Source organism: Amycolatopsis sp. TNS106, from assembly GCF_019330265.1.
GTDB lineage: Bacteria > Actinomycetota > Actinomycetes > Mycobacteriales > Pseudonocardiaceae > Amycolatopsis > Amycolatopsis lurida.
The window spans coordinates 6999910-7019983 of the sequence record NZ_CP024972.1 but is presented as its reverse complement, the minus strand read 5'-3'; the positions used below and the strand labels follow the sequence as shown (position 1 = coordinate 7019983).

21 protein-coding genes are annotated in these 20074 nt (G+C 69.3%); 11 read left to right on the top strand and 10 right to left on the bottom strand.

Going from position 1 to position 20074, the window contains the following annotated elements:
* Positions 1-93: 93 nt before the first annotated feature.
* The 3 genes from CVV72_RS32335 to CVV72_RS32325 all read right to left on the bottom strand — a co-directional run bounded on the left by CVV72_RS32335 (position 94) and on the right by CVV72_RS32325 (position 2846).
* Complete coding sequence (locus CVV72_RS32335; RefSeq protein ID WP_219147662.1) at positions 94-969, bottom strand: metal ABC transporter permease; 876 nt, start codon at positions 967-969, stop codon at positions 94-96.
* A 111-nt stretch (positions 970-1080) separates the two neighbouring features.
* The gene (locus tag CVV72_RS32330; protein ID WP_219147661.1) at positions 1081-1914 is read right to left on the bottom strand and encodes a metal ABC transporter ATP-binding protein; all 834 of its coding nucleotides are present in this window, start codon (positions 1912-1914) and stop codon (positions 1081-1083) included.
* Entirely contained in the window at positions 1914-2846 is a 933-nt protein-coding gene (locus CVV72_RS32325; RefSeq protein ID WP_219147659.1) for a metal ABC transporter solute-binding protein, Zn/Mn family, read from the bottom strand. The genes CVV72_RS32330 and CVV72_RS32325 overlap by 1 nt, the downstream gene beginning before the upstream one ends.
* A gap of 200 nt (positions 2847-3046) precedes the next feature.
* Here CVV72_RS32325 and CVV72_RS32320 point away from each other — a divergent pair, with 200 nt between their 5' ends.
* The 4 genes from CVV72_RS32320 (at position 3047) to CVV72_RS32305 (ending at position 6635) form a co-directional block, all read left to right on the top strand.
* Complete coding sequence (locus CVV72_RS32320; RefSeq protein ID WP_005165317.1) at positions 3047-4147, top strand: LacI family DNA-binding transcriptional regulator; 1101 nt, start codon at positions 3047-3049, stop codon at positions 4145-4147.
* 51 nt (positions 4148-4198) lie between these two features.
* Complete coding sequence (locus CVV72_RS32315; protein ID WP_219147658.1) at positions 4199-4690, top strand: carbonic anhydrase; 492 nt, start codon at positions 4199-4201, stop codon at positions 4688-4690.
* An 18-nt stretch (positions 4691-4708) separates the two neighbouring features.
* Positions 4709-5584, top strand: a complete 876-nt coding sequence (locus tag CVV72_RS32310; protein WP_219147657.1) for an A/G-specific adenine glycosylase — start codon at positions 4709-4711, stop codon at positions 5582-5584.
* A gap of 88 nt (positions 5585-5672) precedes the next feature.
* A complete protein-coding gene (locus CVV72_RS32305) occupies positions 5673-6635 on the top strand; it encodes an N-acetylmuramoyl-L-alanine amidase (RefSeq protein ID WP_219147656.1) in 963 nt (320 codons plus the stop codon).
* Here CVV72_RS32305 and CVV72_RS32300 read toward each other — a convergent pair.
* A complete protein-coding gene (locus CVV72_RS32300; protein WP_219147655.1) occupies positions 6580-7734 on the bottom strand; it encodes an MFS transporter in 1155 nt (384 codons plus the stop codon). The two genes, CVV72_RS32305 and CVV72_RS32300, sit on opposite strands and share 56 nt — an antisense overlap.
* 167 nt (positions 7735-7901) lie before the next feature.
* On the opposite strand from CVV72_RS32300, the gene CVV72_RS32295 reads away from it, so the two are divergent.
* Positions 7902-9344: a M1 family metallopeptidase gene (locus CVV72_RS32295; RefSeq protein ID WP_219147654.1), complete on the top strand. Its 1443-nt coding sequence runs from the start codon at positions 7902-7904 to the stop codon at positions 9342-9344.
* Positions 9345-9428: 84 nt separating this feature from the next.
* Here CVV72_RS32295 and CVV72_RS32290 read toward each other — a convergent pair whose 3' ends face one another.
* The 3 genes from CVV72_RS32290 to CVV72_RS32280 are packed head-to-tail and all read right to left on the bottom strand — an operon-like array spanning position 9429 to position 12402.
* On the bottom strand, positions 9429-10403 hold the full coding sequence (locus tag CVV72_RS32290; RefSeq protein WP_219147653.1) for a LysR family transcriptional regulator: 975 nt from the start codon (positions 10401-10403) through the stop codon (positions 9429-9431).
* Positions 10400-11713: a cytosine permease gene (locus CVV72_RS32285; RefSeq protein ID WP_219147652.1), complete on the bottom strand. Its 1314-nt coding sequence runs from the start codon at positions 11711-11713 to the stop codon at positions 10400-10402. Before CVV72_RS32285 ends, CVV72_RS32290 begins: the two co-directional genes overlap by 4 nt.
* Before the next feature lie 2 nt (positions 11714-11715).
* On the bottom strand, positions 11716-12402 hold the full coding sequence (locus CVV72_RS32280) for a tRNA-dependent cyclodipeptide synthase (RefSeq protein ID WP_034310123.1): 687 nt from the start codon (positions 12400-12402) through the stop codon (positions 11716-11718).
* 159 nt (positions 12403-12561) lie between these two features.
* Between CVV72_RS32280 and CVV72_RS32275 the strand changes: the two genes are divergently transcribed.
* The 3 genes from CVV72_RS32275 to CVV72_RS32265 all read left to right on the top strand — a co-directional run bounded on the left by CVV72_RS32275 (position 12562) and on the right by CVV72_RS32265 (position 14405).
* On the top strand, positions 12562-13515 hold the full coding sequence (locus tag CVV72_RS32275) for a LysR family transcriptional regulator (protein WP_219147651.1): 954 nt from the start codon (positions 12562-12564) through the stop codon (positions 13513-13515).
* Positions 13516-13607: 92 nt separating this feature from the next.
* Positions 13608-13958, top strand: coding sequence for a rhodanese-like domain-containing protein (locus tag CVV72_RS32270; RefSeq protein WP_219147650.1), 351 nt, complete (start codon positions 13608-13610; stop codon positions 13956-13958).
* 12 nt (positions 13959-13970) lie between these two features.
* Positions 13971-14405 (top strand): co-chaperone YbbN, encoded by a 435-nt coding sequence (locus CVV72_RS32265; protein WP_034310116.1) that lies wholly within the window; start codon positions 13971-13973, stop codon positions 14403-14405.
* Here the strand turns inward: CVV72_RS32265 and CVV72_RS32260 are convergent.
* Entirely contained in the window at positions 14387-15184 is a 798-nt protein-coding gene (locus CVV72_RS32260; protein ID WP_219147648.1) for an alpha/beta fold hydrolase, read from the bottom strand. The two genes, CVV72_RS32265 and CVV72_RS32260, sit on opposite strands and share 19 nt — an antisense overlap.
* Here CVV72_RS32260 and CVV72_RS32255 point away from each other — a divergent pair.
* Entirely contained in the window at positions 15183-16625 is a 1443-nt protein-coding gene (locus CVV72_RS32255; protein WP_255632327.1) for a M1 family metallopeptidase, read from the top strand. The genes CVV72_RS32260 and CVV72_RS32255 overlap by 2 nt on opposite strands.
* Before the next feature lie 244 nt (positions 16626-16869).
* Here the strand turns inward: CVV72_RS32255 and CVV72_RS32250 are convergent, their stop codons facing one another.
* Complete coding sequence (locus CVV72_RS32250) at positions 16870-18066, bottom strand: FAD-dependent monooxygenase (protein ID WP_255632325.1); 1197 nt, start codon at positions 18064-18066, stop codon at positions 16870-16872.
* A gap of 61 nt (positions 18067-18127) precedes the next feature.
* Here CVV72_RS32250 and CVV72_RS32245 point away from each other — a divergent pair, with 61 nt between their 5' ends.
* Positions 18128-18436 carry an antibiotic biosynthesis monooxygenase gene (locus CVV72_RS32245; protein WP_016337748.1) on the top strand — a complete coding sequence of 103 codons (309 nt, stop codon included), beginning with the start codon at positions 18128-18130 and terminating at the stop codon, positions 18434-18436.
* Complete coding sequence (locus CVV72_RS32240) at positions 18429-19241, top strand: Sir2 family NAD-dependent protein deacetylase (RefSeq protein ID WP_219147646.1); 813 nt, start codon at positions 18429-18431, stop codon at positions 19239-19241. The genes CVV72_RS32245 and CVV72_RS32240 overlap by 8 nt, the downstream gene beginning before the upstream one ends.
* Here the strand turns inward: CVV72_RS32240 and CVV72_RS32235 are convergent.
* Positions 19234-20070, bottom strand: coding sequence for a hypothetical protein (locus CVV72_RS32235; protein ID WP_219147645.1), 837 nt, complete (start codon positions 20068-20070; stop codon positions 19234-19236). The two genes, CVV72_RS32240 and CVV72_RS32235, sit on opposite strands and share 8 nt — an antisense overlap.
* Positions 20071-20074: the final 4 nt, after the last annotated feature.

Genomic DNA, 20074 nt, shown 5'->3' with positions numbered 1-20074 from the left:
GTGGCATTGGAGACGCTGAGTGTCCCCAAAGCCGCATTGGGGACATCGGCCCCGGAGCGGCGGATCGCGTTCAGCCCGCTAAACGCAGGTCCGCTAGCGCAGGGCGGGCTGCGCCGTCGGCTCGACGCGGACCCGCGACGAACGCCCGCGCAGCCACGCGATGAGACGGCAGACGAGGTAGATCACGAACGAGATCGTCGTGACGAACGCGCTCACCGGCTTCCCCGGCGCCAGCGAAAGGATGATCCCGCCGAGCGCGGCGATCTCCGCGAACACGATCGACAGCACGGTCGCCTTCCACGGGCTCGCCGTGACCCGCGCGGCCGCGGCGGCCGGGGTCACCATCAGCGAGACCACCAGCAGCGCGCCGACGATCTGCACCCCGAGCGCGCTCGAAATCCCGACCAGCACCGCGAAGATCAGCGACAGCAGCCGCACCGGCACGCCGCGCGCCGTCGCGACCGCCGGGTCGACCGTCGCGAACAGCAGCGGCCGGTAGATCACCGCGAGCACCACCAGTACGACGACCGAGGCGCCGACGAGCAGGTTCAGGTTGGTCGAGTCGATGGTGATGATCTGCCCGACCAGGATGCCGAACTTGTTGGCGCTGCGGCCTTCGTAGAACGACAGCAGCAGGACACCCATGCCGAGGCCGAAGGCGAGGATCACGCCGATCACGGAGTCGCGTTCGGACTCGCGGCCGCCGAGGAGCCCGATCAGCAGGGCGGCGATGACCGCGCCCGCGAGGCCGCCGAGTTCGACGCCGACTCCCAGCAGCAGCGCGCCCGCCGCGCCGGTGAAGGCCAGTTCGGCGGTGCCGTGCACGGCGAACGACATCCGCCGCATGACGACGAGCGGGCCGAGCACCCCGGCGACCAGGCCGAGGACGGCGGCCGCGAGCAACGCGGTCTGAACGAAGTCGAGACCGAGGAGTTCACCGGTCAGGGCGAAGTCGAACATCTTGTCCACGGTGTCTATCCAAGAACCCGCGACCGGGATCGCGTCGCCAGGGCGCTGGTTCGCGCCGTCGGTCGAGCCGGCCTGGACCCCACGAATGACCTCACTTCGTCTGCCACGGCGTCAGCAAGCCTGTTCGTCGATGTGGTGGGGTTCGTCCTCGCACAGCGCGCTCTGCGCACCGGCGACGTGGATCTGCCCGCCGACCTTCAGCACCTCGATGCGGGTGCCGTACAGCTCGGACAGGGTTTCCGAGTTCATCACCTCGTCCGGCTTGCCGACCCGGAACTGGCCGTTCACCAGGTACAGCATCCGGTCCACATAGGACAGGATCGGGTTGATCTCGTGGGTGACGAACAGGACGGCCGTCCCGGCGGAGCGCCGCCGCTCGTCGATCAGTTCGCTGACCGCGCGCTGGTGCGCGAGGTCGAGGGAGAGCAGCGGCTCGTCGCAAAGCAGGACTTCGGGGTCGCCGACCAGGGATTGCGCGACGCGGAGCCGCTGCTGCTCGCCACCGGAAAGCCGCCCCACCGGCTGCTTCGCGTACGCCTGCGCGCCGACGGACTCGATCGCCCGCGACACCAGCTGACGCCGCTTCGAGATCCCGAAGAGCCCGGTTCCCCACCGGTGCCCGTCCAGGCCGAGGCCGACCAGGTCCACCCCGCGCATCGTCAGGCCCTCGTCGAGGGCGCGCTGCTGCGGGATGTAGCCGATCCGCCGGTTCGTCCCGCCGGGGCGGCGCCCCGCGATCTCGACCGTGCCCTCGGGCAGCCCCTGCTGGCCGAGCAGCACCTTGAGCAGGCTGCTCTTCCCGGAGCCGTTCGGCCCGAGGATCGCGAGGAACTCGCCGGGCTCGACGTCGAGGTCGAGCCCGGACCAGAGGGTCCTGGTGCCGAACGCGAGGCTCGCCCCGCGGACACGGACCGCGGGGCGAGCTCCGGCAGGTACGGAGGTCACTACTTCAGTGCTCCCGCCAGCGCGTCCACTTCCTTGGTCATCCATGCAATGTAGTCGGTCACACCCTGGGGCAGCGTTTCGGTGACGTCGACGACCGCGATGCCGGCGTTCTTGGCGTCGCCGACGACCTGCTGGGTGACCGGGGTGGTGGTCTGCGCGTTGTTGACCAGCGCCTTGACCTGCTTGCCGGAGATCAGCTGCTTGACCTCGTTGAGCGCGGCGGCGGGCACGTCCTGCTCCGCTTCCACAGCCTCGGCGAAGGCCGGCGGCGTCGCGTCGGTGACCTTCGCGCTGTCGAGCAGGTAGTGCGCGACGGGCTCGGTCGCGACGACCTTCGCGCCCGAGCCGCCCAGGCCCGAGACCTTCTTCAGGAGCTCCTGGGTCTTGCCCTTGAACGCGGCCGCGTTGGCGGTGAAGGCGTCCTTCGAGGCGGGCTGGATCTCACCGAGCTTCGCGGCGACCTGGTCGGCGATCTTCTCGACGCCGGGCAGGCTGTACCAGACGTGCTCGTTCTCGTTGCCGGTCGCGGCGATGTCGACGGCGACCAGTTTCTGCGCGCCGGTGGCCTGGTCGGCGAGCTTGGAGAAGAAGTCGTCGTAGCCGCCGCCGTTGGACAGCGTCAGCTTCGCGTTCTTCGCGGCGATCGCGTCGCTCGCGGTGGTCTCGTAGGAGTGCGGGTCGGCGGAGGGGTCGTGGATGATCGAGGTGACCTCGACCTTGTCGCCGCCCACGGCGGTCACGACGCTGCCCCAGACGTCGGTCGAGGCGACGACCTTGATCTTCTCGCCGCCGCCCGGGTTCGCGGCGGACGCGTTCTGCGAACCGGAACCCGTCGACGCCTTGTCGCCCGACGCGCAAGCCGTCGCGCCGAGCGCGAGGACGGCCAGGGCCGACACGGCCGCGAAAACACTCTTGGTACGGCGGGAATTCATTTACTGCACTCCTGCGGATGCCCTGGCCAGGTGTCCCCAATGCCGGGTAATGGAAACCGTTGTCAGATTCAACTGTACCCCATCCGGATGACGCCGCCTCCGGTCCAGGTCCGAGCTGTACCCAGGGTCACTCTGAATCGAGACCTGCCACACGTCGGGTGATGCTTCTGCAAAACGTTCTGAACCGTTACGGTTTGCGGATGGGCCGTCCTATCCGCACCAGGAGGCAGGCGACACTGGCGTCGTTGGCCGCAGAGCTCGGTGTGTCGAGGACCACCGTCTCGAACGCCTACAACCGACCGGACCAGTTGTCCCCTGAGCTGCGCCGTCGCGTCCTCGAGACCGCACGCCGCCTCGGCTACCCGGGCCCGGACCCGGTGGCCCGTTCACTGCGGACGCGCAAGGCCGGCGCTGTCGGTCTTCTGCTCACCGAGAACCTCTCCTACGCCTTCCGCGACCCCGCCGCCGTCGGCGTGCTCGAAGGGCTGGCGCTGGCCTGCGAGGACGCGGGCGTCGGCCTGCACCTGGTCCCGGCGAGCCCGGGCCGGGAGGACGTCGCGGCCGTGCACCGCGCCGGTGTCGACGGCTTCGTCGTCTACTCGGTGCCCGACGACGACCCGCATCTCGGCGCCGTGCTGGAACGCCCGGTGCCGACGGTGATCGTCGACCAGCCGCGCGTCGACGGCGTCGACCGCGTCGGCCCGGACGACGCGGCCGCGGTCACCGCCATGGCCGAACACCTCATCTCCCTTGGCCACCGGCAGATCGGCGTGCTGTGCATGCGGCTGGCCCGCGAGCGCAACGACGACTTCGTCTCCATCCAGCGGCAGAGCGCCGCGCATTTCCACGTCCAGCGGATCCGGCTGGAGGCGCTGGCCGCCGCGTTCTCGGCGGCCGGGGTCGACTGGGCGACGGTGCCGGTAGTCGAGCGCTTCGACCACACCGTGGACGACGGCGCGTCGGCCGCACGCCAGCTGCTCGACGCGTATCCGCAGGTCACCGCCGTGATCTGCACCTCGGACATCCTCGCCCTCGGCGCGCTGGCCGAAGCGGAGCGCCGGGGCCTGCGCGTCCCGCAGGATCTGACGGTCACCGGCTTCGACGGCATCACCGAGGCCGAGCGCTCCGGGCTCACCACGGTCCACCAGCCGGTGCTCGAAAAGGGCAAGGCGGCGGGCAAGCTGCTGCTCAGCTCGGCCGACCGGGTGGGGCCGAAGGTGATCACCCTGCAGACGGAACTCCGGGTCGGCCGCACGTCGGCGCCGCCACGAACGGCGGAAGAACGCTGGTTCGGGCCGTGATCTGTGCCCGCACACGTTGCTCTCCCCCGGCGTGTCGGTTCCAATGAACGCGTGACCTCAATCGACGTACTGCTCAAGCGCAACCAGGAGCTGGGTGATGTCACTCCTGGTGACCGCTCGTCGCCGAGGCCATCACTCCAGGTGGCGATTCTGACCTGCATGGACGCCCGTATCCGGGTGTTCGAGATCTTCGGCCTGATCCAGGGCGAATCCCACATCCTGCGGAACGCGGGCGGGGTCGTCACCGACGACATGATCCGCTCGCTCGCGCTCAGCCAGCGAAAACTGGGCACCCGCGAGGTGCTGATCGTGCAGCACACCGACTGCGGCCTCTCCATGGTCACAGAAGACGACTTCAAGGACGAACTCGAAGCCGCCAGCGGACTTCGCCCGACGTGGTCGGTCGAGGCGTTCCGGGAGGTGGAAGACAGCGTGCGCCGGTCGGTGCAGCGCGTCCGGCGCAGCGACTTCCTCCCGCACACCGACAGCGTGCGCGGCTTCGTCTACGACGTGAAGCTGGGCCGCCTGACCGAGGTCGCGTAAGGGTTTTAAGCTGGCCCGGTGGGCGTCGACGCGGATGTGCTGACCGAGTGGTTCGACGAGGTGGGGCGCGACCTCCCTTGGCGTGAGCCGGAATGCACCGCCTGGGGTGTGCTCGTCAGCGAGATCATGTTGCAGCAGACACCGGTCGCGCGCGTACAGCCGATCTGGCTCGAATGGATGGCGCGCTGGCCGGTACCGTCGGCTCTGGCGGCGTCGTCGCAGGGCGAGGTCGTGCGCGCCTGGGGCAAACTCGGCTACCCGCGGCGCGCGTTGCGGCTGCACGCCGCGGCGGCCGTCATCGCCGCCGAACACGGCGACGTCGTTCCGTCCGATGTGGACACTCTGCTCGCGTTGCCGGGTATCGGCGCGTACACCGCGCGCGCCGTCGCCGCCTTCGCCTACGGCAAGCGGGCACCGGTGGTGGACACGAACGTCCGGCGCGTGGTGGCCAGGGCGGTGCACGGCGCGGGTGATGCCGGGCCGCCCTCGAACACCCGCGACATGGCCGACGTCGAGGCCCTGCTGCCGGCGGAAGACGCGCCCGCCGCGAAACTTTCGGCCGCGCTGATGGAACTCGGCGCGCTCGTCTGCACCGCGCGTTCGCCGCGCTGCGCGGACTGCCCGATCTACGACGACTGCGCGTGGCAGCACGCGGGAAGGCCCGCGTACGCCGGTCCCGCGAAGCAGCTCCAGAAGTTCGCCGGCACCGACCGCCAGGTGCGCGGATTGCTGCTCGACGTCCTGCGCGGCAGCGAAGGCCCGGTCGAGAAGGCGCGGCTCGATCTCGTCTGGCACGAATCCGGACAGCGCGACCGCTGCCTCGACTCCTTGCTGGTGGACGGGTTGCTCGAACAGACCAGGGACGGCCTGTTCGCCCTCCCTGGCGAACACTAACGCATTACGACAAAAGTTGGTCAATGGTTGTCATCGGCGCGATGGCGGGTTAGTTTTCCGGCCAACGCGCATGATGGGAGTTTCGCCCGTGGCCGACTTCGACCGACGTACCGCGCTCAAGGGCGGCCTGACGGCAAGCGCCGTCGGGCTACTGGGGACAGCAACGATTTCCGCCGCCGACGCGGCGTCCGGGGTGACAGAACCGAAGATCCACGGCACGGCCGCGTGGAGCGCGCGGCCGCCGAACGGCGCGATCGAGGTGCAGAACCACAAACCGACGTACATCGTCGTGCACCACACGGTCGAGCCGGGGAACGTCACCGACTACACACTCGAACACGCCTTCTGGGCGTCGCGCTCCATCCAGAACTTCCATATGGACACCCGTGGCTGGATCGACACCGGCCAGCAGTTCACGAACAGCCGCGGCGGGCACATCACCGAAGGACGGCATCGCAGCCTGGAAATCCTGCGTGGCGGGACCCAGCACGTGCTGGGCGCGAACGTGGGCAACAACAACAGCACCTGCATCGGGATCGAGAACGAAGGCCTCTACAGCACAGAGGACGTCACGCCCGCGCTCTGGGACTCGCTGGTGAAGCTGGTCGCGTACATGGCTTCGCAGTACGGGATCTCGCCGGAATTCATCAAGGGCCACCGCGACTTCAACTCCACCGAATGCCCGGGCACCGTGCTGTACAACCGGCTTCCGGAGCTGCGCACCGAGGTCGGCAAGCTGCTGGGGACCTCGTCGCCGAAGGCTGATCTGCCGGAGTGGCCGCTGCTCAAACCCGGCGACAGCGGGCCGCGAGTGCGGATGGCACAGGAACTCCTGCGGGCACGCGGTTTCGCCGTGCCGACCGACGGCCTGTTCGGACAGTCCACAAAGGACGCGGTCGCCGCCGTGGCGGCACGGCACGGGCTGGAGCGCGACACCTGCGGCGCGACCGCGGCGACCGACGAGACCGGTTTCCTCGGCTCCGACGTCTGGCCGCTCATCGTCGGGTCCGGCACCGATCTCCGGGCGCTGAAAGCACGACTCGCCGGCTGAACAGCAGCGGCGACAAGATCACCAAGGCGGCACACCAAGGGAGCAGCCCTGTTCCCAGCGGCAGCAGCAGGCCGCCGATGAGCGCGCCACCGGCGACGGCGCCGTTCCAGGCCGCGATCGTGAGCGACTGGGCGGCGTCGGCCGTGGGGCCCGCGAGCAAGGCGGTGACGGCCTGGAAAGCGGTCGGCGCGCCGCCGAACCCCAGGCCCCACAGTCCGGCGGCCATCAGCACCAGACCGTGGACACCGTCGCTGATCCCCAGCAGGACGACGGCGGCGGCGGTGACGGCGGTGCAGGACAGCAGTACCGCGCGCGGATGGCTGTCGAGGGCGGAGCCGACCGCGGCCATCCCGCCCACCGCGGCACAGCCGAACACCAGCAACACCGCGCCCAGCAACGATTCCGCGTCCAGACCGGCGAGCACCGGTCCGACGTAGGTGTAGGCCACGTTGTGCCCGAACGAGAACAGCGCCACCGTCGCGAGCACGGGACGCATTCCCGGCAGCCGTGACGCGGCCAGCGGGCGGGTGGGACCTGCCGGATCGGCGGGCACAGCGGGCACCGCGACGAGCACCCAGACCAGCAGCGGCACGGTGATCAGCGCCATCACGGCGAACGCCCAGCGCCAGTCGGCGAGTTCGCCGAGCGCGGTACCGGCGGGCACACCCAGGGCGAAGCCGACCGGCGTGCCGGACATGGCCACGGCCAGCGCCCGTCCGGTGAGTCCCGGCGGGGCGAGACGCATCGCGTAACCGGCCACGAGGGACCACATCACCCCGGTCAGCGCCCCGGACACGACCCGCGCCGCGAGGATCACCGGGTACGACGAGGACACGGCGATCACCAGGTTGGTGACCAGGAAGCCTGTGATCAGCGCCAGTAGCAGGCGTTTGCGCGGTACCCGGAGGGTCGCGCCGGTGAGCGGAACGGCGGTGAGCGCGGTGGTGATCGCGTAGACCGTCACCAGCTGCCCGGTGGCCGACGGGGAAACACCCAGATCCTCGGACATGCCCAGCAGCAACCCGGCGGGCAGCACTTCGGTGAGGCAGCCGAGGAAGACCGTCGTCGTCAGCGCGAGCAGCGCCGGGAGGGGCAGCATGCCTCGACGATCTCCTCCCTCTCGCGGCACGCGATAGTCCCTGGCGGGTATGCCGAGGGGTTATCGGCCGGGATAACCCGGCGGCATGACCGGCTGGCAGTGCCGCGCGCGGCGGGCACGTACGCACGATGACCGGACATCCTCCCCCTGAGAGAGAAGGCTCGTTCATGACAGTGCGGCTTCGGTGGCAGGAGCCACTGTGCACCGCGTTGCTCGCCACCACGATGATCGGCGCCTGCCCGGCTTCCGCGGCGGCCGAGCCGGCACCCGGCAGCGACGGATACGTGCACGTCTCGCCCGACGGGACCGTCCTCGGCCCCGATCCTTACTACCCGGAGGACGGCAACGGCGGTTACGACGTCGGAAAGTACTCACTCGCGCTGCAGTACGCGCCGTACTCGATGCTGCTGAGCGGCAGGGCGACGATCACCGCGACGGCTACTCAGGACCTCAGCCGGTTCGACCTCGATCTGCGCGGGCTCACCGTCCGATCGGTCACCGTCGACGGCGTGGCCGCCACGTTCCGGCGGGCGGGCGAGCACGAGCTGGTGATCACCCCGCGGACCCCGGTGGCCGAAGGCAGGCCGTTCACCGTGGTGGTCGAGTACGACGGCCGGCCGGAACCGATCCCCACCGCGCGTGGCCGGGTCGGCTGGCTCGCCGCTTACGGCGATTCCGCCGTGGCCACCGGGCAGCCGCGTTCGGCGATGACCTGGTTCCCCGTCAACAACACCGAAGCCGACAAGGCGGCCCTGCACGTCTCCGTCACCGTCCTGAACGAATTCTCCGTACTGGGCAACGGTTCCCAGGTCTCCGACGTACCCGCGGGCCCGGGACGGCACACCGTCACCTGGTCGGAGGAGACCGCCCTCGCGCCGAGCACGGCGATGCTCGGCATCGGGCGCTGGGAGGTCGAGCGGATCACTCTTCCCGGTGGCCGGACGGCGGTCAACGCCTACCACCCCTGCGCCGTGGACAAACGGCAGATCGGCGGGCGGCTGCCCGAGGTCCTGGAATTCCTCACCGGGAAGTTCGGCGACTACCCGCAATCGGCGGCGGGCGGGCTGTTCCTCGACCGCTCCCTCGGCTACACGCACGGCGCGCAGACCCGGCCGGTGTACGGCCGCACGGCCACCATCGCCGATCTGGTGTACGCCGTCGCGTACCAATGGTGGGGAGCCGGGGTGAGCGGCAAGATGTGGCGCGACGCACTGATGCCCGAATCCGTCGCGCGGTACGCCGTCTGGCTGTGGGACGAGGCCAAGAACGGTGCCGACCTGGATCGCCGCTACCGGGAGAGGGTGGCCGAGGTGCGCGACGACCCGGCCTTCTGGGCGCCCAAGCTCACCGATCCCGGCAAGGGTGCCGAATTCGCGCCGACGGCCAAGGCGGTGCTGATGGTGCACGCGCTGCGCCGTCACATCGGCGACGACGCGTTCTTCCAGATCATGGCGGGCTTCCCGATGATCAATCCGCAGGGAAACCAGAACTGGCACGACTTCGAGCTCTACGTCTCCGCGATGACGCAGCGCGAGCTCGGCGAGTTCAACCAGGCCTGGCTGGACGGCACGGTGCGGCCGCCGGACGAACTCCTGTTTCCCGGGATGTAAGGCCTCGTGAGTGGTAAGGACGGTTCTAACCGTCCTTACCACTCACGAGTCTTCGTGGCTCTGCCGGTCCGTTCGCCCAGCAGGTCACGCGTTTCCGTCCAGGTACTCGGCGTAGACGGGCGCGGTCCTCGCTTCGGCCCAGTACGCTTCGACCACGGCGGAGAGCAGTTCCTCCCGCCGTCCCGCTACGAAGGTCTCCCTGTTCCACGCGAGAATGTGCCTGCGCGGCAACACGTCCCCGCGCAGCGGCCGGGGCACGATGCCGTGGTTCCCCGGATCGCAGATCGGTTGTGACAGCCCGATCGCGCCCGCCTTGACCACCAGCAGCGCCACCTGCTGCGAAGTCACCTGATGGGTGAACGACGGGCTGAAGCCGTGCCGCGCGCAGGTGTCGGCGAAGTACTTGGTGAACGTGGCCGCCGACGAATCGGACACCGTCACCCACGCTTCGTCCCGCAGGTCACGCAGGTCGACGACCTTCTCGCGCGCCAGCGGATGGAACTCCGGCAGCAGGACGAAGGTCGGCTCCGTCACCACCACCGCGGTGTCCACGTTCGCGGGGATTTCGAGCTCGTATCCCGGATAATCCTTGACCAGCCCCAATTCCGCGCGCCGTTGCGCCAGCAGCGGCAGCAGTCGTTCGGGGTGGTCGTCGTGCACGACCTGCACCTCGGAGACCTCGGGCCACAATCCGGTCACCAGCGAGGGCAGACGCGCCACCAGCGCGCTGGCCACCGCCACCACCCGGACCACGTCGGGCGGACCGCTGGGGCAGACGCGCTGCTCGATGTCTTCGAGCAGTTTGTCCAGCTGTGGCAGCAAAGCGGCGGTGCGGCGTAACAACAGTTCGCCCATCGGCGTCGGGGTCACGCCGCCCTCGCACCGGTCGAACAACCGGTAGCCCAGCATGTTCTCCAGCCGTTTGAGCTGCGCGGAAACCGCGGGCTGGGTGACACCGAGCGCGATCGCGGCCCGGGAAAGGCTTCCCGTGTCCGCGATCGCCCTGATCACCCGCAGGTGGTGGACATCCAGCTGTACGACGTCGAACTCCTTGGTCACGAACGGGTTTTCGACCCGCCGGAAGAAGTCATGGCCGTGGAGGACACCGCGGCCGCGGTCCGTCTGCCGAGCAGAATATACAGGAGGAAAGCACCCAAAACGGAGTTCACGGTGGGGATTCCCCACGGCAGCCAGGCCCCCACCGCCGCCCCGGCCACCCAGCAGATCAGCGCGGACGGAACCCAGGACGGGCAGGTGGACGGCAGCTCTCCGGACGCGCGGGTGGCGTCCAGCTCCGGTTTCCAGCGACGGACCACGTAGTACTCGGCGATCACCACCCCGGCCACCGGTGGCGTGAGCACGCCGACCCACGTCAGGAAGGTGGTGAAGTGGTCGAGGATGCCGATCGCGGAGAGCACCGTGCCGAGACCGCCGAGCAGCAGGGTCGCGGTGGTGCGGTCCAGCCGCCGGGACAGCAGCACCTGCACGGTGTTCACCAGCCCGAGCGAGGACGAATAGAGGTTCCAGTCGTTGATCTTCAGGATCGCGGTGACCAGGATCAGCGTGCCGAGCACACCGGACGACGAGGTGATGATCCCGACCACGTCGGCGCTTTTCGCCGCGTGCGCGAGCAGGACCCCGATCAGGCCGATGAGGTACTGGCCGAGGGTGACGCTGACCAGGGTCTGCTTCACCACGTCGGACGCGGTCCGGTTGAACCGGGTCATGTCCGGCGTCATGATCGCGCCCATGATGAACGCCCCCGCCACCAGCGTGGTGCCCTGTGCCAGCGACATCGACGGTCCCGGCGGTGGCTCGGCCATCAGCGCGGGCAGCGAATGATCACCGAGGGCCGAGACGATCGAAAACCCCGCCAGCGCGAGGAAAGCGGGCACCGTCAGATAGGCCGTCCAGGCCATCGCGTGAAAGCCGAACACGACGATCGCGGTGACCAGCGCGCCGCCCGCGAGCGCCCACACCCACACCGGCGGGCCGCCCATCAAGGCATGGAGACCGTGGGCGAAAACGTCGTTCTGCACGCCGAACCAGCCGGCCAGGCTCAGTGTCATCAGGAGACCGACGAGCGAGGACCCGCCGGTGCCGAATCCGGTCCAGCGCGCGAGTACCGACGTCGAAAGCCCCTCCCGGGTGCCCGCGACGCCCATCAGGATGGTGATGATCTCCAGCAGCACCGAACCGATCGTGATGGCCAGTACCGCTTCCCAGAAGGTCATGCCGAAGCCGAGCACCGCGCCGAGCAGGAACTGGTGGAACGAGGACACCTGCCCGAATCGCTGCAACGCGACGGAAATCCAGGAGTAGCGGCGGTCGGCGGGTACCCGGCGGAGGGAGAAGTCGTCGTGTTCCACGGTCACTCCACTCGTTCCGGGACGGCTTGTTCGAGGACGACGAAACCTTGGCCGGGCAGCGGCCGCCACGAGAGTTCGCCGCGGTAGAGCCGTTCGAGGAAGGCGACCCGCTGGTGATAGGCGAACACGGAGCTGCCGACCCCGGCCACGGCGACGGTGCCGACGAACATCGGCAACTCGGCGAGGAAGTACCGGACCGCGCTGCGCAACTGGTCGCGCGTGGGATGTTCGCCCTCGGGCAGCCGCCGGTCCAGCACCCAGCCCGTGGCGCCGAGGCACTGCTCGGCGAACTCCGGGTCGGTGGCGAATCGGTGGTGTGCCTCGGAAAGCAGGCCGAGGTACGCGCTGTCGGCTTCGAGCGCCGCTGCGTCCAGGATCAAGGCGTGCGGATCCGGCACGCAGATCTGCCCCAGCGCGCGGACGATCTTGTTCCGGGTGTAATTGCCCTGTCGCTGTGCCTTTTGCGCGGCGCGCACCGGGTCGTAGCCGAGCGCTTCGAGGGTGAAGGCGGACGGGCCGTCGGGGACGAAGAAATGGAAACCGCGAAAGGCCGACATGGCCCAGCGGGCGAGATCGGCGATACGGTCCACCGTGAAATGGCTGTTGAACGGGCTGACACCCAGGCAAACGTGTTCGGCTCGCGCCAGCGGATCAGCGCAATGCTCCGTGAGCGGCAATGGTCGCGGCAAGACGGCTCCTGATTCGCGTGATATGCGGGGCGTCGACCGAACGTAGCCACGGCCGGCTGGCACGGGTATTGCCACCGAATGTTGTCACCGGGTTATGAGAAATCGGGTGTCTCGACTTTCGGGGGTGCCGGGCGCGAACGGGTCGCGGTATACGAAGTCATGGAGATTCAGGTTCGGCATCTTCGCGTGATCTGTGAGATAGCCGCCTCCGGCAGCCTCAACCGGGCCGCGGCCGGGCTGGGGCTCGGGCAGCCCGCGCTCAGCCACCAGCTGCGCCGGATCGAGCGCATGGTCGGCGGCCCGCTGTTCCACCGCGACCAGCACGGGGTGCGGCCCACCGAACTCGGCGCCCTGATCCTGCGGCGGGCGCGGGCGATCGTGCTCACCTTCGACGAACTGGAGCACGACTTCCACCGGCAGGAACCCGAGACGGGCGAATCGATCAGGATCGGCTGGAACGACAGCGCCATCACGGGTTCGCTGCTCGGCGGACTGCGCGACCTGCGCCCGGGCGAGCCGTTCCGCACGCGCGCGGACACCTCCCGCACGCGGCTGCTCGCGCAGGTCGCGAACCGCGGCATCGACCTCGCGCTGATCATGATCTGCGGCGGACGCGGCCTTCCGGTGCCGCCGGAAGTGCGGACCATGACGCTGGTGGAGGAGCCGTCGTTCGTGGCGATCCCCGCGGAGCACCCGCTCGCCGCCGAAGAGGAGATCGAACTCGCCGAGCTGGCAGGCGAGGACTGGATCGTGTCGAGCGGCGGCGACGGCTGCCGGGTGGTCTTCCGCGAAATGTGCCTGGCGCACGGTTTCGACCCCCGGATCACCCACGACGCCGACATCGACACCACACGGGAGGACCTGGTCAGCGGCGGATACGGCGTCGGGCTGATCCAGCCGACCCGGCCGTCGGCGGACGGGCTGGCCATCCGGCCGCTCGTGGGCGCGCCGATGAGCGTGCGGCATGTGCTGGCCTGGCGGGAGGACGGCCGGTGCGCGCCCGGTGTCCCGGAACTCGCCGCTTCGGCGAGGGCCGGATATTGGCGGCTCGCCGGGCGGACGGCGCCGTACCGAGCCTGGTTGCACCGCCACGGCAGGCTGACCGCCGGATAACCCTTCGGCATGCCGATGCGGCACTAGAGCGTGTCCCGCGAGCGCCCCGACGATGGGAATCGTCAATCACGGTCGCCGAAAGAAGGGGCACCATGCTGCCGTTGATCACCCGTACGGAACTGCTCTCCCGGATGGAGTCCGGATCGGTGGTCGTGGTGGACACGATGCCGGTCGCCTATTTCTCGAAGGAACATCTTCCGGAGGCACGCAACATTCCGGGTTTCCCGTACGAACGGGCGGCCGAATTCACCGATCGGCTGGCACCGGAAGTGCTGCCGGACAAGGCCGCCGAGATCGTCGTCTATTGCGCGAACACGCCGTGCCGCAACAGTGAATTCGTCGGGCGGCGGCTGCTGGAGCTCGGGTACACGAACGTCCGCAAATACCGCGAAGGCATCGAAGACTGGGTCGCGAACGGCTTGCCGACCTGGTCTTCGTCCTGAAAGGAGATCGTCTTGTCCAAGTGCAAACGGTTCGTCTGCGTGCTGGCCGGCGTGCTGGCGCTCATCACCGGTTTCGGCAATGGCGTGGCTTCGGCCGCGCCGGCGGCGGAAAACGTGATGACGGTGACGTCGGCCAACTACGCCGAGGTCATGAACATCTCGCGGCAGAAACTGGTCATCATGGACTTCGGCGCGACCTGGTGCCCGCCGTGCCGCCAGATGAAGCCGGTGATCGAACGGCTCGCCGGTGAATACGGCGGCCGGTTCCTGCTCGGTGAGGTCGACGTCGACCAGAGCCGGGACCTGTCCACCCGGTACAACATCCGCTACCTCCCGACGCTGGTCGGAGTCCGCAACGCCGCCGAGCTGCCGTCCTCGCGGAACATCGGCTACCCGGGCGAGGCGCGGCTGCGCGCCTGGATCGACGCTCAGCTCGCGAAGGGCTGACCGAGGACGTCGGAGAGGAACGCTTCGACCGCACCGAGGTAGGTCTCCGGCGCTTCGTCGTGCACCACGTGCCCGGCGCCTTGGACGACGATGTGCCGTCCGAGGCCGCCGGGCACGCGTGCGGCCAGCTCGGCCTGCTGGCCGTGGGGCATCGCGGTCCGTTCGCCTTCGATCGCGAGCAGCGGGCATTTCACGCGTTCGACGAATTCCCAGAAGTCGCGCCTGCCCCATTCGGCCGCGATCTCGTACAGGTCCGGGAGGGACGCGATCAGGTGGTAGCCGTCTTCGCGCTCCTCGACGCATTCGATGAAGTAGTCGCCGGTGTCGCCGAAGAACTCGCGAACGTGGGCCAATGAGCGGAACGGGACCGGCCACGATTCGAAATACCCGCGCCAGGTGTCCACGGTCCGGCCGCGCTGGTCCGGCGCGAAATCCTCGCAGACCACGGCGCGGACGAGCTCGGGATACGTGGCCGCGGTGACCCAGGCGTGCAGGCCACCCATCGAATGTCCGATCAGGACGGCGGGTTCGCCGAAGGTCCGCAGCACCGCGGCGACGTCGTCGGCGAACCGCTCGGTGCGCCATGGCCCGCCGCGCGGACCGCGCCCGTGACCTCGCGCGTCGAGACCGTGGACACGCCCGTACGGCTCGAGCCTTCGCGCGACCCGCCACCACGTCGTCGCCCTGCCCATCAACCCGTGCAGAAGGACGATCGGCGGCCCGTCACCGCCGAAAGTGATCAACCCGTCGCGCTGGATCACCACTAAGCTCCCCTCCATGCGCAGCCGTGTCCCCGCCGCCGGTCTGGTACTGGGGGCCGTCTGCGCCCTGATTATCGGCTGCACCGCCGATCCGCCGCCGGCCACGCCCCCACCGCCGCCGCCGATGAACCCGGCTCCCGGCGCTTCCGGCGCGGGCGACCCGTACTACCCGATGGACGGGAACGGCGGTTACGACGCGACCGAATACCAAGTGGGGATCACGTACGACCCCGCGAAAGGGCGGCTCGACGGCGACACCACGGTGATCGCGAACGCGACCCAGGACCTCGATCGGTACAACCTGGACTTACGCGGCTTGACCGTGCAATCCGTCGAAGTGGACGGGAAACCGGCGAAGTTCGCGCGCGAGGGCGAATTCGAACTGGTGGTGACGCCCGCCGAGCCGATCCGGAACGGGACCGTCTTCCGCACGAAGATCGTCTACGGCGGCGACCCGTCGGCGACGCCCAAGGCGGGCGGCAGCGAGAACGGCTGGCAGAAGTCGAAGGACGGCGGCGCGTTCATCGTCGGCGAGCCGCATTCGGCGTCGTTCTGGTATCCGGTCAACGAGACCCCGCGCGACAAGGCGATGTTCACCCTCACCGCACGGGTGCCGGACGGCTGGACCGTCATCTCGAACGGGCGTGAGATCCAGAAGACCGCGGCCAACGGCTGGACCACGACGTCCTGGCAGGAGCGCACGCCCGTGGCCTCCTATCTGACCACGGTGGCGATCGACAAGTTCACCGTCGACCGGATGGCGCTCCCGGACGGGACCCCGGTGGTCAACGCGTACGCGCCGGGCGCCGAGGACCGGCGCGACACCGGCAGGCGGCTGCCGGAGATCATCGGTTTCCTGAGCTCGAAGTTCGGGCCGTATCCGGTGGACGCGGCGGGCGGCATCTATCTCGACGAGGACATCCATTTCTCGCTGGAGACCCAGACCAGGCCGACCTACGCGAAATGGGCCGACCTGATCACCGTGGTGCACGAAACCGCGCACCAGTGGTTCGGCGATTCGGTGACGCTGAAATCGTGGTCCGACATCTGCCTCAACGAATGCCTCGCGTCGTACGCGCAATGGCTGTGGCAGGAGTCGCGGGACAACGAGAACCTGGACGACCGCTACCGCGCCGCCCTCGAGATCATGCGCGGCAGCCAGGATTTCTGGACCCCGAAACTGGTCGGCATGGGGGCCGGGCAGGAGTTCCATGGCGTCTACGACAAGGGGATCCTGGCCATCCACGCGCTGCGGCGGAAGATCGGCGAAGGAGCGTTCACGCGCCTGCTGAAGGAATGGCCGGCGGCGTACCGCAACGCCAACGCCTCCTGGGCGGACTTCGAGGCGTTCACGATCAAGCTTTCGGAGCAGAACCTGCGGCCGTTCTTCGACGCGTGGTTCCACGGCACGACGATCCCGCCGGACGCCGAGCTGCTGCCGGGGACCCTGCGAGGCTGACCCCCACGCATTTAGTCACCTAAATGCGTCCGGCGCGGTCGCTCCCGACGCGAGAGCGTTGCGAAAGCCACTTTCGCAACGCTCAAGGTTGCGAAAGTGGCTTTCGCAACCCTTCCCGGTTCGCACGCTGGGGGCGGGACACTGGATGTCGCGAAAGCCACTTTCGGGACATCCAGCGTCTCGAAAGTGGCTTTCGCGACACGGCCCGCGGGGCGATCGTGTGCCCGGCCCCGCGTTTAGTCACCTAAATGCGAGAGGCGGGGTAGTCCGGCAGGTCGATGCCGTTCACCACGTCCCGCATCTTCCGCGACGCCAGCGCGGCGAACGGCTTGAGCCGCATGACCCGCATCATCACGTAGCGCATGCGCAGCGCGGTACGCGATTTCGCGAAAATCGACTCCGCGTTCTCCCGCCCCATCTCCTGCGTCTTCTCGACGAACTCGCGCATGACCGCCTCGTAGCGCTTGAGCCCGGTGTCGAGACCGGCGGCGAGTTCCCCGGCGAGGACGTACGCGCCGACGAACGCCAGGCTCGTGCCCTGCCCGGAAAGCGGCGAGGGGCAGAAAGCGGCGTCGCCCAGCAGCCCGACGCGGCCACGCGACCAGGACTCCATGATCACCTGGGCGCACGAATCGAAGTAGAAGTCGGGGGCCTCGTCCATCCGGTCCAGCAGCCAGGGCGCCTCCCACTCCATCCCGGCCGCGAACTCGCGCACCAGCGCCTTCTGCGCCTCGACGTCGCGATAGTCGTAGTCCACCTTCTCCGCGGCGAACCCGAAGTAGGCCATCGCCTCGTCGCCGTCGCGGATGGCGCGGATCCCGGCGGACCGGCCGACGTCGTCGTAACCGACGGCCCAGTTCCGCAGGCCCAGCCGGTTCGGCACGGTGAAGAACGCCAGGTAGGAGCCCAGATGCCGGACGAACCTGGACTCTTCGCCGAAGGCCAGCGCCCGCACTCCCGAATGCAGCCCGTCCGCCCCGATGACCATGTCGTAGGTCCGCCGGGCACCGACGGCGAAGGTGACGTCGACGCCGTCGGCCCGCTCGTCCAGCGCGGTGATCCGGTCGCCGAAGACGTACTCCGTCGTCTCCTTGGTCGCCTCGTAGAGCACTTCGGTCAGGTCGCCGCGCAGGATCTCGATCTCGGCGACGACGCCGTCACCGTCGAAGTCGTCGGCGCGGATCGTGGCCCTCGTGCGGTTCTTCCGGTCGACGAGCGTCTCGCCCTTCGTGTCCGTGCAGGCGGCGCGGATGCGTTCGTCCAGGCCCATCCGGCGCGCGACCTCCTTGGCCGTTCCGCGCAGGTCGACGGCCTGGCCGCCGGGGCGCAGCGAAGGCGCGCGCTCCACGACGGTCACCTGGAAGCCGTACCGGGCTAGCCAGAAGGCCAGTGCGGGCCCGGCGACGCTCGCCCCGGAGATGAGGATCTTGGTGTCAGCCATCCTCTGGAAGGTCCCACGCATCACATCGCGGCGCAAAAGAGTTTCGTCGTAGGCTGGCGGCATGGCTGTCGTGAAGATCAACGCGATCGAGGTCCCCGAAGGCGCAGGCCCCGAGCTGGAGAAGCGGTTCGCCGCGCGGCTGCACGCCGTCGACAATCAGCCCGGCTTTCTCGGCTTCGAGCTGCTCCGCCCGGTCTCCGGCGAGTCGCGCTACTTCGTCTACACCAAGTGGGAGTCCGAAGAGGCGTACCAGGCGTGGGCGTCCGGCCCGGCGCGTGAGGCGCACGCGGGCGAGCGCGCGAAGCCGGTCTCCACCGGCGCGAATCTGCTGGAATTCGAGGTCGTCCAGGCTTCGAAGCCGGGTGAGTGAGCTCGAACGAGCCGCGGAACTGATCGACGGCGCCGGCGCGCTGCTCGTCTGCGCCGGTGCCGGGATGGGTGTCGACTCCGGCCTGCCCGATTTCCGGGGCGACGAAGGTTTCTGGAAGGCGTATCCGCCGTACGAGCGGCTGGGCATCAGCTTCGTCGAACTGGCCGACCCGCGGCATTTCGCCGAAGACCCCGAGCTGGCCTGGGGTTTCTACGGGCACCGGCTCGCGCTGTACCGCGCCACCGTCCCGCACGACGGGTTCCGTCTCCTGCGGTCCTGGGGAGCGCGCACACCGGGCGGCACGCGCGCGTTCACGTCCAATGTGGACGGACAGTTCCAGAAGGCGGGCTACTCCCGGGTCGCCGAGGCGCACGGGTCCATCCACCACCTGCAGTGCCTCGCCAGGTGCACCAAGGAGATCTGGCCCGCGGACGACATCGACGTCCCGATCGACGAGGACACGATGCGCGCGCCGGAGCCGTTGCCGTCCTGTCCACGCTGTGGCGGCCTCGCCCGGCCCAACATCCTGATGTTCGGCGACTACGACTGGCTCGGTCAGCGCAGCCAAGCCCAGCTCGACGAGCTGAACGCGTGGCGTCGCGAGCATCGCGACCTCGTGGTGGTGGAACTCGGCGCCGGACAGGCCGTGCCGACGGTGCGGCGGTACTCGGAGCTGGCCAGCGCCGCGACCGGCGCGCTGGTCCGGATCAACCCGCGCGAGCCAAAGGTCCGGCACGGCCGCGGCGTTTCACTGGCAGGCAACGGCCTGGAAACGCTCAGGGCGCTGGACGCGCTGCTCAGCTAGGGCGGATCCACAGGTCGCGGTCGCCTTTCAGCATCACCCGCCCGTCGTCGAGGGTCGCCGCGGCGATGAGCCGATCCGCCGGGCAGCCCAGCTCACCCCGCTGCCAGCCGCCGTCGGCGACCCACACCACCAGGCACGACCGGTTCGAGGTCCGGGCCCGGTCCCACTCGGTGCGGTCGCCGAACAACACCGGCTCACCCGCCTTGTCGACGGTTCCGCCGAGGATCCGGCCGTCCCCGAGGGAAACGGTCTCCCAGGCGCCGGGCTCGCCGGTCACGATCAGCGCCCCGGCCGCGGAACCCCCGGCCAGCAGCCATTTCCCGCCTGTCCGGAGCACCGTGGAAAACCAGAGGTCGCTTCCCCGCACGTGCACCGGCGACACCGTCCAGGAAGTGCCCGCGTCGCCGGAGGCCCATACCCGTACGTCGCCGCCGAGGGCTCCGGCCACGAGAACCCGATCGCCGTCGGCCGCGATCGCCGCCGGCGCCCAATGCCCCGGCCTGTCCTGCGGCAGCACGATCTCCCGCACACTGCGGCCTTCGTCCCCGGACACCCAGGCGATCGGTTCCCACCGGCTTTCCCCGGGGAACTCCCGGAAGCCGACGCCGATCACGTTCCCGCCCGCGCGGGCCAGCGCCACTCCGGTCCGGCCGGGCCCCGGCCGGAACAGCCGCTGGATCTCGGTGACCGGGTCCTGGAGGCCGAGGGACCGTGCCTCACCGGGCCGGGCGGCGAAACCCAGCGCGCTCTTCGCCTCGGACGGTGGCAACTGCCCCGGGACGCACGCCGCGACCAGGGAAAGCGCGAGCACTCCCCAGAGCTTCTTCATGAGC

Excerpts from the sequence above, each read along its gene's own strand:
- CVV72_RS32325 (WP_219147659.1), bottom strand. The coding sequence starts at position 2,846 with ATGAATTCCCGCCGTACCAAGAGTGTTTTCGCGGCCGTGTCGGCCCTG.
- CVV72_RS32320 (WP_005165317.1), top strand. The coding sequence starts at position 3,047 with ATGGGCCGTCCTATCCGCACCAGGAGGCAGGCGACACTGGCGTCGTTG.
- CVV72_RS32300 (WP_219147655.1), bottom strand. The coding sequence starts at position 7,734 with ATGCTGCCCCTCCCGGCGCTGCTCGCGCTGACGACGACGGTCTTCCTC.
- CVV72_RS32295 (WP_219147654.1), top strand. The coding sequence starts at position 7,902 with ATGACAGTGCGGCTTCGGTGGCAGGAGCCACTGTGCACCGCGTTGCTC.
- CVV72_RS32275 (WP_219147651.1), top strand. The coding sequence starts at position 12,562 with ATGGAGATTCAGGTTCGGCATCTTCGCGTGATCTGTGAGATAGCCGCC.
- CVV72_RS32270 (WP_219147650.1), top strand. The coding sequence starts at position 13,608 with ATGCTGCCGTTGATCACCCGTACGGAACTGCTCTCCCGGATGGAGTCC.
- CVV72_RS32255 (WP_255632327.1), top strand. The coding sequence starts at position 15,183 with ATGCGCAGCCGTGTCCCCGCCGCCGGTCTGGTACTGGGGGCCGTCTGC.
- CVV72_RS32260 (WP_219147648.1), bottom strand. The coding sequence starts at position 15,184 with ATGGAGGGGAGCTTAGTGGTGATCCAGCGCGACGGGTTGATCACTTTC.
- CVV72_RS32250 (WP_255632325.1), bottom strand. The coding sequence starts at position 18,066 with ATGGCTGACACCAAGATCCTCATCTCCGGGGCGAGCGTCGCCGGGCCC.
- CVV72_RS32245 (WP_016337748.1), top strand. The coding sequence starts at position 18,128 with ATGGCTGTCGTGAAGATCAACGCGATCGAGGTCCCCGAAGGCGCAGGC.
- CVV72_RS32235 (WP_219147645.1), bottom strand. The coding sequence starts at position 20,070 with ATGAAGAAGCTCTGGGGAGTGCTCGCGCTTTCCCTGGTCGCGGCGTGC.